Below are 13,677 nucleotides of genomic sequence, written 5' to 3' on the forward strand. Positions count from 1 at the left end.
CCTCAGGCTTCAGGGTCGTCGACTTCCCGGGCGACGTTGACGGCAGGCGAATCCTTGTGGGATTGCTCGGCCTTGGCTTTCAGGGTTTGCCATTGTTCGAGGTCGATGGCGCCCTGCCCGAGCAAGTCGTCGGCCACCCGCAGCAGGTCGCTGTAGTGGGCGTCGGGGGATTGCTGCCAGTAGGCCTTGTCGTCGAACAGGCGTTGCCAAGTGGCAAGATCCGGGGGCTTGAGGTCGTCGCTCATGGCGGACTCCAGGGAACGGGCTTCATAACGTAGGAGGACGTCGTTGCGGCGAGAGTTCCGATTCAATAACCGGTCATTTCCAGATACCCCTGCCCCGCATGACTGCCGCTCAAGCGCACCGGCCCTTCCCAATACGGAATGCGCAAATCCATCCACGCATTCGGGTTCAATGCGCTGATGCTGATGTCGAGGTGTTTGCCGGGGATTTTTATCGACCAACGCACAGGCATGGATCGGCCGGCAACCTTGGCGGTGTCCCCGGGTGTGAGGCTGATGTCGTCGCCCTGCAACAACTGCATTTTCCCTTGGGCATCGATCCAGGTGCCCGTCAAAAAAGGCGCGCCGTCCTTTTGCCGCATGCGGTAGAGCATTACCTGTTCGCCGCTGTCCAGGTGCAGGGAAAACCAGTCCCAGCCAGTTTGATTGGCCGTGAGGGGTTGGCTGCTCCATTCGCGGTCGAGCCAGGCGGGGCCGCTGACGGTGTAGGTTTTGCCGTCGATCTCCAGTGAACCATTGGCCTGGAAAAACGGCTGGCTGTAGTAATACGAGGCCTGGCCTTGCTCGGACTTTTGACTGAAACCCTGATCCCCTTGAAGCACCAGCGGACCGGTTGACGTCAGCCGCAGTTGATAGCTGAACCCCTTGTCCCGTGCGCTGAGTTGCAGATCGGTCATAGGACCGCTGAACTGCCAATCATCGATCCAGGCCTTGAACGGCGCCGCGTTCACACCCGCCTGGTCGACGCCGCCCCGCGCATAGCGTTCGGCAGCGTGATGCACCGTCGCCGAAGTGACCGCCGCGTGCCCGAGCCAGATCGTCGGGTTGCTCCAGCCCGCCACTTCGGGCGTAGCGTTCAAGGCGCTGCGAAACAACGTCCATTGCACACCAAACTCGTTGCCTTGCGCGTCCTTGAGATTGGCGGTGACGTACCACCACTCGATACGAAACCCATCATGCGGCCCATGATCCGCTGGAAAACTGAACACTCGTCCGGGCACCACCGGCGTAAACGCGGACGCCTCGCCGCCCATCCCGGCGAAGCCTTTTTCATCGGGTGCCGAGTTATCGCAACCGCTCAATAGTGCCAAAACCAACCACAGCGCGGCCTTAATCCTCATGGGCAAACGTCCTCAGCAAGTCCGCCGGCCGGGTGCGGTACAAGGTGTACAACGGCCACGCCGACGCCAGCAGCGTGGCGAGCAACGCCAGCCCCATCAACTGCAACAGTTGCAGCGGGAATACCCGCAACGGCAGGCGCCAACCGAAGGCCTGGACGTTGATTACCGTGTCCAGGCACCAGGCCAGCGCAATGCCCAACGGCAGCGCCAGGACCAGCGTCAACAGCGCCAGCAGCCAGGTTTGCCCGAGGTTGAGCAGCATCAGTTGCCGTCGTGTGACGCCCAGCGCCCACAGCGGCGCGAGTTGGCCGAGGCGGCTCTGGCTCTGAGTCAGCAGGCTGATGAACAGTGCGACGCCGGCCACGCCGAGGGTCAAGCTGTTGAGCGCGGCGGTCGCGGCGAAGGTGCGTTCGAACACTTGGGTCGACCAACCCTTGAGCCGCGCCTGATCGACGATGCGATTGTCGTCCAACGCGAAGCGGTTTTGCAGTGCAACAAGGAACGCCGGAGTCGCCGCCGGGTCGATGCGCAGGTTAAAACGGTTCGGCGTGAGTTGCGGCCAGCCGCGCAGCAGGTGATTGACGTTGACCAGCACATGGCCCTTGGGATTGCCATAGTCGGCGTAGATCCCGACCACCCGCGGCGCCCACGAACCATTCGGCGTCGGGATCGTCAGGTGATCGCCCAGCTGCACCTTCAAGCGCCGTGCCAGTTGTTCGCTGAGCATCACCGTGTCGTCCTTGGCCAGGCGCTCCCACGGGTTGTCGCCCACCGCTTCCAGCAGCGGCCAGTGCTGGCGGTAGTTCGGGTGGTCGATCACGCCGTAGACGTCCGCCGGCCAACCTTGCAACTGGATCGACACTTGCCAGCTCGGCAACACGGCAGTGACTTGCGGTTGTTGTTTGAGCCAGGTGTGCAGCTCCCGGGCCTGGGCCGGGTTTTGCGGGTTGAGATAGAGCTCGGCGGTCAGGCGTTGTTCGAGCCAGTCACTGAAGGTCTGGCGGAAGCCGGCGGTCATGCTGCCGGCACCGATGTTCGCCGCCAGCGCCAACAGCAGCGCCATCAGCGCCAGGCTCAGGGCCGGCAGTTGCTGGCGGCAATCGGCGAGAAACCATTGGCCGAGCACCGTACGACTGCGATGCTGCACCAGGTTGAGCACGGCGTTGAGCAACACCGGCAATGCCAGTGCTGCGCCGAGTAATAACACGGCCATCAGCACAAAACCGCTGGCCAGGCTGTCGCCCCAGATCAACGCCAGCAGCGCGATCACCGCCGCCAATGCGGCGACCCAACCCTGGCGCCGCAACCACCGCGCATGAGCCTGATGCCAGGCTTGCGGATTGGCCAGCGCCAGCAACGGCAAACGCGCCGCGCGCAACAGGCTGTTGGCACCAGCCAGCAAAGCGCCGAGCAAACTCAGGCCGACGCCGCTGAGCCACCACCACGGACTCAAGCTCAACTGCCCCGCCACCTCGGCGCCGTACAACCCGCGCAGGCTGGCGGCGACGTCCGGTAACAGCACACTCGCCAGCAGATAACCGCTGGCGACGCCGGCGATGCCACCGATCAGCGCCAACCCACCCAACTCGACAGCGAGGCAGCCGATCAACATCCGCGCACTGACCCCGCAGGCGCGCAGGGTCCGGAGCAACCCCCGGCGTTGTTCCAGTGCCAGGCCGATCGCCGCATGCACGATAAACAGGCCGACCACGAAGGACAGAAAACCCAGGGCATCGAGGTTCAGGTGAAAGCTTTCGGTCAGGCGCGCGAGGTTGTTTTCTTCGCCGCTGGTCTTGAGCTGGAGCTGACCTTTGAATTGATCGGGTAGGGTCGCGGAAAAATCCTTGGGCAACAACAGGCGCGACAGTTGATCCGGCTGGCCGAGGATTCGCTGGGCGAAGCCGATGTCCACCAGCAACACACCCGGTGCCATGTCCGGCTGGGCATGCAGCGGCGGCAAGGTCTGCCCGCTTTCGGCAACCGGTGATTCACCTTCATGCAACCCCAAAGCCTGCAAGGTCTGCGGGGCAATCCAGGTACGGCCCGGCGGGCTGAAAAACTCGACAATGCGTTCCATCCCCAGCGCCTGCCCCGCCACCGCCGAACCGGCGGGCAACGACACCGGTTCGATGCCCATCAGTTGCAAGCGTTGATCATCGTGGCCCTTGAGCGTCAACCGCCCTTGCAGCACCGGCGATACCGGCCAGCCCGCCCGCCGCAAGTCGACAAACAGTTGCTGCGAGAACACGCCGCCACTGGGCGCACTGAGGCTGGCCTGGGGTTCGCCGCCGATCAACTGACTGGCCTTGGCATAACTTTCCCGCGCCTGACTGTTCAGCGCCTGCACCCCCGTCAGCAAACTGGTGGCCAGCCACAACCCGGTCAGCACACTGAAAAACTGCACCGGATGCTGACGCCAATGGCTCAACAGCGCGCGCAAGGTTTCGCGAAAGACCCGCACCTCAGCGCACGTCCGCTTCAGCCAGACGACCATGATGCAGCACCACTTTCTCCGCCAGCCGCGCCGCCACCCGTGGACTGTGAGTGACCATCAATAACGTCGTGGGCGTGTCGTCGAGCAGCTCCAGCAACAAGTTCAACACCTCATCGCTGGTGGCTTCGTCGAGGCTGCCGGTGGGTTCATCCGCCAGCAGCAGCTTCGGTTGCGAAGCCAGCGCCCGGCCGAGAGCAACCCGCTGCTGCTGGCCGCCGGACAACTGCTCCGGGTAACGCTTGAGCAAATCACTCAAGCCCAGGCGCCGCACCAGATGCGCCTGCCAACGCGCATCGTGGCGCCCGGCGAGGCGCGCCTGGAACGCCAGGTTGTCCTCCACCCGCAAGCTGCCGATCAGGTTGAACTGCTGGAACACCAGGCCGATTTCCGTGCGCCGCCAGTTTGCCAACTGCCCTTCGTTCATCTGCTCCAACCGGTGCTCGCCGCTGCGGATGCTGCCGCTGTCGACCTTGTCCAGCCCGGCGATCAGGTGCAGCAAGGTGCTTTTGCCACTGCCCGACTCGCCCATCAGCGCCAGGCTGCTGCCGGGTTTCAAGGTGAGGTCGATACCTTGCAGCACCGGCAATGGACCTTGCGGGGTGGCGTAGCTTTTGAAGACGCCCTGGACCTGAAGCATGGGAGAACCTGATTGATGAGCGTGAGGCAAGGATAGCGGACGCCCGATTCAACACGTAGCCGTTTGCTCGAGCCTGCATAAACCCTATCGCGAAAGGTTATTACAACTGTCATTTATGTCAGTTGTTCGGCGAATCCGGGGCACGTACCATCGAGCGGTCACCTCAAACGACTGCGAACATGGAAGGTCTGGTGCATGGCTCAAAACACCTATCGACGTGACATTGACGGGCTGCGCGCCGTGGCAGTCCTCGCGGTGTTCTTCCATCACCTCTATCCGAACCTGCTACCGGGAGGATTCATTGGTGTTGATATTTTCTTTGTCATCTCGGGTTTCCTGATTACCTCTCAGGTTTATTCCGAGATCACCCGCAAAACGTTCTCCCTGAAAAGCTTTTACCAGCGCCGCATCAACCGCATCGCGCCCGCGCTGATAACGGTGCTGCTGGCCTGCGTGATCGTCGCAGCGTTCATCCTGTCACCGACCGACCTGACCCGCCTCAACATCAGCGCACTGCTGTCCTTGACGGGCATGTCGAACATCTACATCTGGGTGAAGTACGGCAACTATTTCGCCGCCGACGCCACGGAAGCGCCTTTGCTGCATACCTGGTCGCTGGGCATCGAAGAACAGTTTTATGTGATCTGGCCGCTGTTTCTCGTCGCCCTCGTACGCTTTGCACCGCGTTTTGTCCTGCCGATCCTGGGCATAGGCGTGCTGGCCGCAGTGGGGGTTTCGGAGTACGGCACCCGTCTCTTCGCCACGGCCTCCTACTACCTGCTGCCCACGCGTTTTTTCGAACTGATGCTGGGCGGGCTGCTGGCGATTTATCTGTATCAACCTCGAGCCATCGGCCGGCTCGCGGCCCGCGGCTATACGCTGGCCGGTTACGTGTTGATCGGTTTTTCGCTGATAACCTTGAATTCGGACTCCAACTTCCCCGGCTTTGACGCCCTGATTCCGTGCCTGGGCGCTGCCCTGCTGATTCTGGCCGGTAGCGGTGACGTCCGTTCCCCCTTTCTCACCAGCCGGCCGATGGTATTTATCGGCTTGATCTCTTATTCGCTTTACCTGTGGCATTGGCCGTTGATTGCCTATCTCAATTACCTCGGCTTTGAGCTCAACCTTCCCGTGGCGGCGTTGCTGGTCGCGGGCTCGATCCTGCTCTCATGGCTGTCCTGGCGCTACGTTGAAATCCCGTTTCGACGCAGTGGTGCAACGCTGCATTTTTCACAGGTCGTTGCCCGTCGATTTGCGCTTCCGGCCCTGGCGCTGGCGATATTGGCCGGGGTGAGTGTGCATTGGCATGGCTTTGCACAGCGTTTCAGCCCCGACGTGTCGGCATTGGAAGCCATGACGCTGAACAAGCCGAGCGAGATTCGCAGCGGCTGCCACGTACCCAACGCGCTGTACCGCACCGAACCCAACGCGCAATGCCGTCTGGGCGCTGACAAGCCCGGGCTCGACGGCATCATGGTCGGTGACTCGATCGCCAATCACTTCACCGGGATGGTCGACCTTCTGGCCCGCGCCGACGGTATTTCTCTGATGGACTACACCATGGACTCCTGTCCGCCGATTATCGGCTACGCCGGTGGCATGCCCGCGGTGTATGCCGCCCATTGCGCGCTACGCAACGAGCGGGTGTTCGGGTTGATCCAGCAAAACAAATACCCGTACGTCGTGCTGGCCGGGAGCTGGCCACGGGATCCCGCCGCAACAGACATGATCAAGGCGAGCATCCGTCGCGTGGTTGAAAGCAGCGGCCAGGTCATCGTCATCCTGAAAAACCAGCCGATTGATAAAGCCGCCAGCTGTCCCATCCGCCGTTTGATGTTCAGCATCGATCGCGACTGCTCGGTCAAGCAAAGTACTGAACCCGCCTATTGGGCCGAAGTGCGGCAGGCGTTTCCCCAGGTGCGCTTCATTGATCCCAATCAGGTGATTTGCCCGGCCGGGGTTTGCAGCCCGATCATCCAGGGTACTTTGCTGTACCTCGACGACGCGCACCTGAATGAAGGGGGCTCGCGTTTCGTTGGCCATGCGTTACTCAGCCGAGGTGAATCGCTCTTGAGTGATCACACCATCCCGTCCGCGACGCAGACTGCCGGTGGGCTCTCGACGCTGTTGCCCACCCCCCATCACGAATAACCGAGCCCGCCGCTGGAGCTTTTCAGAGTTGCTGGATGAATATCGCGGCTACCGGGCCGAGGATTTTTGACCACCCAGAACCTCACTGCCCCACCGCCACACTCGTCGCCGCCTGCGCCGGCGTGACAATCGTCTTCAGATCGATATGTTTCCATTCCGGCTTGGCCCCCAACCGCGCGTTGAACCGGTAGTTGAAGGTGAACTCGTCCGCCGTCGCCACGCTCAGCGGCTTGCCATACACCGCTTCAACCCCCGCCAGGTCATACCCCATCAACTGCAACAGCGTCGGGAAGATGTTGTAGTGACTCGACCGATCCTTGTTGCCGGCCAATTGCGCCGACCAGTCCAGGGTCTTCAACCCGCTGCCCTGAATCACCACCAACGGCACCAGCCCCTCCTCCTCTACCGGGTCGCCGCCGCAGTGGGTATTGAGCCCCGGGTTGCCGCGTTCATGCAGATCCTGGCCATGGTCCGAGGTGTAGATCAGCGTGGCATGGCTCAAATCCGCCTGGGCGAACAGCCGTGAGAAAAACTCCCCGACATTCCACAGCAGCGTGTTTTTGTAGGCGTTGCGGTACAGCACCCAGTCGTCCGGCTGGCCATTGAAGCCATCGCGCTTGCCGGTGTCCGCCACTTCGACAAACTGCCCGCGGGGCAAGGTCGGGCGGTAGGCCATGAAGGCGTCGGGGTATTTGTCGTGCACCGGGAAATGCGCGCCGACCTTGTTGATCACCACCAGTTGCGGCTGGTCGTCATTGAGCAGCTCGATCAGCTTCGCCGCCGCCGCCATGTCGCGGTCGCGCACGCTGGTCTGGTCGAATTGCACGAACGCGTCGATGTCTTTTTTCTCGGCGTCGTTCATCAGGTTCTGCAGGTTGCCGCCGGTGCGCTGGGCGTCAATGTAGACGGTGCGCAGCCCGGCCTTTTTCGCGTACTGCCAGATCGACGGCAGCGTGGTGTTGATACGCATGTAGTCGGCGCGGGTGCCGCCGTAGCGCAGGGTGACGTTGGTGTCGGCGCTGCAATTGGCAATGGAGGCGGCATAGCCATAGTTGAAGATGTCGACGCCGGGGCGGGTTTCCTTAAGGTTACTGTGCACGCCGAACGGCGCGTTGATGTCCAGGTAGTTGCCGGAAATGCTCTCGTCGATGATCAATACGATGTCGTGGCCTACCGGTTGATCGTTGCGCGCCAGTTTCACCGGTTCCCGTGGGCCGACGGTGTTGTGCAGGGCTTCATAGGTGAACAGGTTCAGGTAGGCCAGCGGCGTGTACATGACCGGCAGGCCCCGGGCGCCCTCGCCGGCCCGCACAAACAGCACCGCACTGAGCAGCAACACCCCCAGCACCGGCGCCGCCGCCAGCAAAGCCCCCGGCAGCGGCATCCGCCGACGGGGCTTGAGGCCGATGCCGAACAGCAGCAACAGGCCACTGAGCACGCCGCTGATCAGCGGATCGCGGTACTGGTACGCCGCTTCCTGAATGAAACCGCCGGAATACACCAACGACACAAAACTGCTGTAAGTCAGGTAATCGGCGGTCACTTTCGTATAAACGTCAAAGAACACGGCCGACACAAACAGCGTTAAAGCGAATAGATGCCTGATGAGCGTCTGGCGGATGTACGCGGTCATGAACAGCGCCACCGTCAGCGCCACAAACATTGCGCAAAATAACAACAACGCAATACCGATGCCCATGGCGTTCAGGCGTTCAAGGTAATAGTCATAACTCTTGAATAAATAGAGAACTAACAGCAGTTCTTTTAAATATCGAATCATAGTATTTACGCTGCTCGTCGTAGGCATCTGGCCAATAGATTGTCGGCCATTTTTTGACACTAGCACCGGGCCATCAAACCGCAAGAAATGCCCGACTTTTTCGAAAAGCGTCAAAAAAACGTTGACTCAAATCTGACACACTCAAGGCGCTACAGCCCTTGTAATTCAAGCCTTTCGACCGTTTATCGTTTTCTTCGACATGTGAAAAACCCGTCAAAACCGCGGCAAATCCAGATACAGCAAGCACTTGATGGCCAATCGCCCCCAAAAATGGGGCTGTTCTAGCAAAGCAACATGTCATTTTGCTGACACGTTTTGCCGCGGCTGGGCTATACCCCTTTTGACAGTCTAATTCCTGATCTTTCCACCGTCTTACGAGGCACGCCAATATGGACGTGAGCGTATTTGGTACGGGCTACGTTGGCCTGATTCAAGCAGCCGCACTGGCCGATGTCGGACATCGCGTGCTGTGTGTCGATATCGATCCGAACAAGATCAAACAGTTGCAACAGGCAGTTCCACCCATCAGTGAACCGGGACTTTCCGGCACGCTGGAAGAAAACATCAAGGCCGGTCGTTTGCTGTTCACGACCCAGGCCAGTGATGCGGTCGAACATGCCGAATTGATCTTCATCGCGGTCGGTACGCCAGCCGACGAAGACGGTTCCGCCGACCTCAGCCATGTGCTGAACGTGGCCCGGCAGATTGCCAGTTTCATGGAAGCGGATCGCACCCTGATCATCAAATCCACCGTGCCGGTGGGCACTGCGGACAAGGTGGCCGAAGCCGCCAATGAAGAACTGCACCGCCGGGGCAAAGATGCGCTGCTCGTAAGGGTCGTGTCCAACCCGGAGTTTCTCAAGGAAGGCAGTGCCCTCGCCGACTGCATGCGCCCGGACCGGATCATCGTCGGCACCAACGATGACACCGCTCGCGAGCAGTTGAGCGAACTCTACGCACCGTTCTGCCGCAACCATGAAAAGCTCATGTTCATGGACAACCGCAGCGCCGAGCTGACCAAGTACGCGGCCAACGCGATGCTCGCCACCCGCATCAGTTTCATGAACGAGCTGGCCAACCTCACCGAACTGCTGGGCGCCGACATCGAAGCGGTGCGCAAGGGCATCGGCTCGGACCCACGCATCGGTTATCACTTTATCTACCCCGGTTGCGGCTTTGGCGGCTCGTGCTTTCCCAAGGACCTGCGTGCGCTGCTGCATACCGCCGAACACAACGGTATGCCATTGCGTCTGCTGCGCAGCGTCACCGACGTCAACGACACGCAGCGGCACATCCTGTTCAGCAAACTCAAAGCGCAGTTCCCCCAGGGCCTGGCCGGCAAGTCCATCGCCATCTGGGGCCTGGCGTTCAAGCCCAACACCGATGACATGCGCGAAGCCCCCAGCCGTTACCTGATGGAGGCACTGTGGGCCGAAGGCGCGAGTGTGCAGGCCTATGACCCGGAAGCCATGTCCGAATGCCGGCGCCTCTACGGCTACCGCAATGACCTGCACCTGTGCGCCACCCGCGACGACACCCTGGAAGACGCCGATGCGTTGGTGATCTGCACCGAGTGGAAGAATTTCCGGGTGGTGGAGTTCGACCTGCTGGCGAGCAAGTTGCGCTCCAAAGTGATCGTCGACGGGCGCAACCTCTACAACCCGGAACAGGTCGCCGCCGCCGGCCTGCATTACAGCGGCATCGGCCTGCGGCACATCGCGCCGGAGGGTCCGCGCCCATGAAGATTCTGGTGACGGGAGCGGCCGGATTCATCGGGGCCCATTGTGTGTTGCGGTTGATGCGCGACGGGCATCGGGTCTGCGGGCTGGATAATTTCAACGACTACTACGACCCGCAACTCAAGCACGATCGCGTGCGCTGGGTGCAGGAGCACGTCGGCGATTTCCCCCTGGCGCAGATTGACCTGGCCGACGCCCCGGCCATCGAAGCCTTGTTTGCGCAAGAGCAACCGGAAGTGGTGCTTCACCTGGCTGCCCAGGCCGGGGTGCGCTACTCGCTGGATAATCCCAAGGCTTATCTGGACAGCAACCTCAGCGGGTTCCTGAACATTCTCGAAAGCTGCCGGCACCATCCGGTGAAACACCTGATCTACGCCTCGTCCAGTTCGGTGTACGGCGCCAATCAACACACGCCGTACTCGACCCATGACGGGGTCAATCACCCGCTGTCGTTGTACGCGGCCACCAAGAAAGCCAATGAGCTGATGGCCCACAGCTACAGCCACCTGTTCGGCATTCCCAGCACCGGGCTGCGCTTCTTCACCGTTTACGGCCCCTGGGGTCGGCCAGACATGTCGCCGATCCGTTTCGCCCAGGCGATTGTCAAGGGCAGCCCGTTGAAGCTGTTCAATTACGGCCAGCATCAACGGGACTTCACCTACATCGACGACATCGTCGAAAGCATCGCCCGCCTGGTCGATCAACCACCGAGCACCGCGCCGGATTGGGACCGTGAACAACCGGACGCCGCCAGCAGCATGGCGCCGTGGCGGATCTACAACATCGGTGGCGAACGCCCGGTGGAACTCAAGGATTACCTGGCCCTGATGGAAAAGCACCTGGGCCGTAAAGCCAATGTCGAGCTGTTGCCGCTGCAACCGGGCGATGTGCTCAACACCTGTGCCGATGTTCACGATCTGGAACGGGACACCGGTTTTCAACCGCGCATCGAGCTCGACGAGGGTCTTCGCCGCTTCGTCGCCTGGTTCCGCGATTACTACCCATTGCACGCCCACGCGCCGCTTGCGGCTGAGCTACAGGGCTGAGAACTCCAAGCGGAGGAGTCTATGACTGGACATGAAAAAGGTGTGCCACTTCAGAATATGCGCCGTGACAAGCGCCTGGACCCCGAGCACCGAATGCGCCTCGACACCGCGATCCACATGCAGGGTCGCGGCTGGATGACCGGTCGCGACGGTGGCCGGCCCTGGACCTTGTCGCGCACCAACCGGGTTGTCGCCTGCTTCGGTGCCCTGCTGATCCTGATCCTGATTTCGCCGCTGTTGCTGGGCCTGGCCCTGGCGATCAAGTTCAGCAGCCCGGGCCCGATCATGTTCGTGCAAAAACGCACCGGCTATCGCGGTCGCGTGTTCGGCATGTACAAGTTTCGCACCATGGTGGCCAACGCCGAGGAGCTTAAAGAGTCCCTTCGCCACCTGAACAAGCACGGGGCCGACGCCATCGATTTCAAGATCGACAAGGACCCGCGCATCACCCGCATCGGTGGGTTCCTGCGGCGCAGCAGCCTCGACGAGCTGCCCAACCTGATCAATGTCTTTACCGGCGACATGCGCCTGGTGGGCCCTCGGCCGACCTCGTTCAACGCCTACCGCTACAAGGATAACCACCTTGCACGCCTGAGCATCTACCCCGGCATGACCGGCCTGTGGCAGATCTCCGGACGCAGCAATATCGACTTCGACCAGCGCGTTGAGTTGGACCTCAGCTATATCGCCGAGCAGAGCCTCTTGCTTGATCTGAAGATCCTGTTGAAAACCCCCTTCAAAGTATTCAGCGGCCACGGAGCGAGTTAAATGGACGGTTCATCGAATAAAGCCCTAAGCATCGCCAACCCGAGCGAGTCCAACCTGACTTCGACCGTGCTCGATCAAGATCTGCGGATCCTATTCCTGACCGCCGCCAACCCCGGCGCAGGCACCACCACCAGCGCCCTGGTGCTGGCCAGCCAACTGGCGCAGATGAGCAGCGGTCAAGTGCTGCTGGTCGACGCCAGCCAGTCGGCGACCAACCTCACGGCCCAGCTCAGTCTGCAAAAGGAGCGCGGCTTCCGCGACCTGCTGTTCAGCACCGGCGCCCCGCCGCTGCTGCAGGATTGCCTGTTGCAGGTCTCCAGCCTGCCGTTCGATGTGCTGCCCAACGGCCGGCACCTTCGCGGCAACGAACACCTGACCGCCGAACGCCTGAGCCCGTTGCTCGACCAGCTCGGCAGCCGCTACCGCTTTGTGGTGATCGACGGCGACGCGGTGTATTCGGCCGCCGACACCCTGGTCATCAGCACCCAGGTGGACGGCGTGATCATGGTCGTACGTTCCGAGGACACCCGTTGGGAAGTGGCCCAGGCTGCGGTCCAGCGCCTGACGCAGGCCGGGGCGAAACTGGTCGGCAGCGTGTTCAACCGACGCAAGTACTACATGCCCAAATGGCTTTACAAAAACCTGTAAGCAATCAGAAAAGGATGACGCCATGAACGCCAGAATGCTTGTCCTGCTGTTGCTGCCGCTTGCAGGTTGCTCCAGCCAGCCCGAAACCAACATACCGGTGCAGATCCTCACGGCCTCGCCGGCCAACGCCCAGGCCACCGACATGCCCAAGGTCGAACAGACCCTGCGGCCCCAGGATGTGCTGGACGTGATCTTCCACATCAGCACCAGCGGCTCGGACGCCTATCGCGTGCAGTCCGGTGACACGATTGGCCTGAACTTCACCGCCGCCAGCCAGCTCAACGGCAATCAACTGGTGCTGCCTGATGGCACCATCGAACTGCCGGGGGCCAACACCGCGGTGAAAATCGAAGGGCTCACGGCCGAGGAAGCCAAGACCGAAATCCAGCGCGCCTACCAGCGTAAACAGCTGTTCCAGCCCAACCGCAATCAGTTGACCGTACAAATCGTCAGCCCGCTGAGCAATGAGTCCAACCTCAAGAGCTCGCTGAACCACCCCGGCACCGGCATGAGCCGGGAGATCACTGTGGGCACGGACGGTTATGCGAGTTTCCCGGAAATCGGCTCGGTGCCGCTGCAAGGCATGACCGTCAACCAACTGGAAACCTTCCTCAACAAACGTTACGCCACCCTGCCGGGGCGGATGACCGTCGACGTGCTGCTCAAATCCACGGCGGGCAACGAAATCTACGTACTGGGTGAAGTCGGCCAACCGGGTTCCTACCCCATTCGCCGGCCGGTCTCGGTGCTCGAAGCACTGACCCTCGCCCGTGGCGCCAACGTCAAGGCGCGGCTCGATTCGGTGGTGATCATGCGCCGCAACGGCAATCAGGTTAAGGCCGTGCGCTATGACGTGGAAAAAGCCTTGTCCGGTGATGCGTCGCAGATTGCCTACCTGCAACCGGACGACATGCTTTACGTGCCCAAGACCAAACTGGCCAGCGCCGGTGAGCTCGCGCGGCAATTGGCGGATGTGGTGCTGTTCCAGGGCGTGGGCTTCAGCTTCGGCTACCGCGTCGACAACAAAGACAGCAATAACAACAACTGACTC

The 13,677-nt window shown here is 61.3% G+C and carries 11 protein-coding genes; 6 read left to right on the top strand and 5 right to left on the bottom strand.

Annotated elements, in window-relative coordinates:
• Positions 1 to 2: 2 nt before the first annotated feature.
• From ACZ89E_RS10555 to ACZ89E_RS10570, 4 genes are all read right to left on the bottom strand, one after another.
• Positions 3 to 245, bottom strand: a complete 243-nt coding sequence (locus ACZ89E_RS10555) for a hypothetical protein (RefSeq protein ID WP_149658665.1) — start codon at positions 243 to 245, stop codon at positions 3 to 5.
• Between the two features lie 62 nt (positions 246 to 307).
• A complete protein-coding gene (locus ACZ89E_RS10560; RefSeq protein WP_476255589.1) occupies positions 308 to 1,363 on the bottom strand; it encodes a lipocalin-like domain-containing protein in 1,056 nt (351 codons plus the stop codon).
• Positions 1,353 to 3,824, bottom strand: a complete 2,472-nt coding sequence (locus ACZ89E_RS10565; RefSeq protein WP_476257040.1) for an ABC transporter permease — start codon at positions 3,822 to 3,824, stop codon at positions 1,353 to 1,355. Before ACZ89E_RS10565 ends, ACZ89E_RS10560 begins: the two co-directional genes overlap by 11 nt.
• A 1-nt stretch (position 3,825) precedes the next feature.
• On the bottom strand, positions 3,826 to 4,494 hold the full coding sequence (locus tag ACZ89E_RS10570) for an ABC transporter ATP-binding protein (protein ID WP_463260208.1): 669 nt from the start codon (positions 4,492 to 4,494) through the stop codon (positions 3,826 to 3,828).
• 195 nt (positions 4,495 to 4,689) lie between these two features.
• On the opposite strand from ACZ89E_RS10570, the gene ACZ89E_RS10575 reads away from it, so the two are divergent.
• The gene (locus tag ACZ89E_RS10575) at positions 4,690 to 6,645 is read left to right on the top strand and encodes an acyltransferase family protein (RefSeq protein WP_476255590.1); all 1,956 of its coding nucleotides are present in this window, start codon (positions 4,690 to 4,692) and stop codon (positions 6,643 to 6,645) included.
• An 82-nt stretch (positions 6,646 to 6,727) separates the two neighbouring features.
• Here the strand turns inward: ACZ89E_RS10575 and ACZ89E_RS10580 are convergent, their stop codons facing one another.
• Positions 6,728 to 8,425: a sulfatase-like hydrolase/transferase gene (locus ACZ89E_RS10580; protein WP_476255591.1), complete on the bottom strand. Its 1,698-nt coding sequence runs from the start codon at positions 8,423 to 8,425 to the stop codon at positions 6,728 to 6,730.
• A 389-nt stretch (positions 8,426 to 8,814) separates the two neighbouring features.
• On the opposite strand from ACZ89E_RS10580, the gene ACZ89E_RS10585 reads away from it, so the two are divergent.
• From ACZ89E_RS10585 to ACZ89E_RS10605, 5 genes are read left to right on the top strand one after another with little or no spacing between them, the layout of a single operon-like run.
• Positions 8,815 to 10,167: a UDP-glucose dehydrogenase family protein gene (locus ACZ89E_RS10585; protein ID WP_476255592.1), complete on the top strand. Its 1,353-nt coding sequence runs from the start codon at positions 8,815 to 8,817 to the stop codon at positions 10,165 to 10,167.
• Entirely contained in the window at positions 10,164 to 11,210 is a 1,047-nt protein-coding gene (locus ACZ89E_RS10590; RefSeq protein ID WP_476255593.1) for an NAD-dependent epimerase, read from the top strand. Before ACZ89E_RS10585 ends, ACZ89E_RS10590 begins: the two co-directional genes overlap by 4 nt.
• Positions 11,211 to 11,231: 21 nt before the next feature.
• The gene (locus ACZ89E_RS10595; protein ID WP_149658672.1) at positions 11,232 to 11,978 is read left to right on the top strand and encodes a sugar transferase; all 747 of its coding nucleotides are present in this window, start codon (positions 11,232 to 11,234) and stop codon (positions 11,976 to 11,978) included.
• The gene (locus ACZ89E_RS10600) at positions 11,979 to 12,626 is read left to right on the top strand and encodes a CpsD/CapB family tyrosine-protein kinase (RefSeq protein WP_149658673.1); all 648 of its coding nucleotides are present in this window, start codon (positions 11,979 to 11,981) and stop codon (positions 12,624 to 12,626) included.
• Positions 12,627 to 12,648: 22 nt separating this feature from the next.
• A complete protein-coding gene (locus ACZ89E_RS10605) occupies positions 12,649 to 13,674 on the top strand; it encodes a polysaccharide biosynthesis/export family protein (RefSeq protein WP_476255594.1) in 1,026 nt (341 codons plus the stop codon).
• Positions 13,675 to 13,677 lie beyond the last annotated feature (3 nt).

Source organism: Pseudomonas sp. TE3899 (assembly GCF_056279105.1).

Bases quoted from the DNA above. Each gene is read 5' to 3' on its own strand.
- ACZ89E_RS10555 (WP_149658665.1), bottom strand. From the start codon at position 245: ATGAGCGACGACCTCAAGCCCCCGGATCTTGCCACTTGGCAACGCCTG.
- ACZ89E_RS10590 (WP_476255593.1), top strand. From the start codon at position 10,164: ATGAAGATTCTGGTGACGGGAGCGGCCGGATTCATCGGGGCCCATTGT.
- ACZ89E_RS10585 (WP_476255592.1), top strand. From the start codon at position 8,815: ATGGACGTGAGCGTATTTGGTACGGGCTACGTTGGCCTGATTCAAGCA.
- ACZ89E_RS10605 (WP_476255594.1), top strand. From the start codon at position 12,649: ATGAACGCCAGAATGCTTGTCCTGCTGTTGCTGCCGCTTGCAGGTTGC.
- ACZ89E_RS10560 (WP_476255589.1), bottom strand. From the start codon at position 1,363: ATGAGGATTAAGGCCGCGCTGTGGTTGGTTTTGGCACTATTGAGCGGT.
- ACZ89E_RS10580 (WP_476255591.1), bottom strand. From the start codon at position 8,425: ATGATTCGATATTTAAAAGAACTGCTGTTAGTTCTCTATTTATTCAAG.
- ACZ89E_RS10595 (WP_149658672.1), top strand. From the start codon at position 11,232: ATGACTGGACATGAAAAAGGTGTGCCACTTCAGAATATGCGCCGTGAC.
- ACZ89E_RS10575 (WP_476255590.1), top strand. From the start codon at position 4,690: ATGGCTCAAAACACCTATCGACGTGACATTGACGGGCTGCGCGCCGTG.
- ACZ89E_RS10570 (WP_463260208.1), bottom strand. From the start codon at position 4,494: ATGCTTCAGGTCCAGGGCGTCTTCAAAAGCTACGCCACCCCGCAAGGT.
- ACZ89E_RS10600 (WP_149658673.1), top strand. From the start codon at position 11,979: ATGGACGGTTCATCGAATAAAGCCCTAAGCATCGCCAACCCGAGCGAG.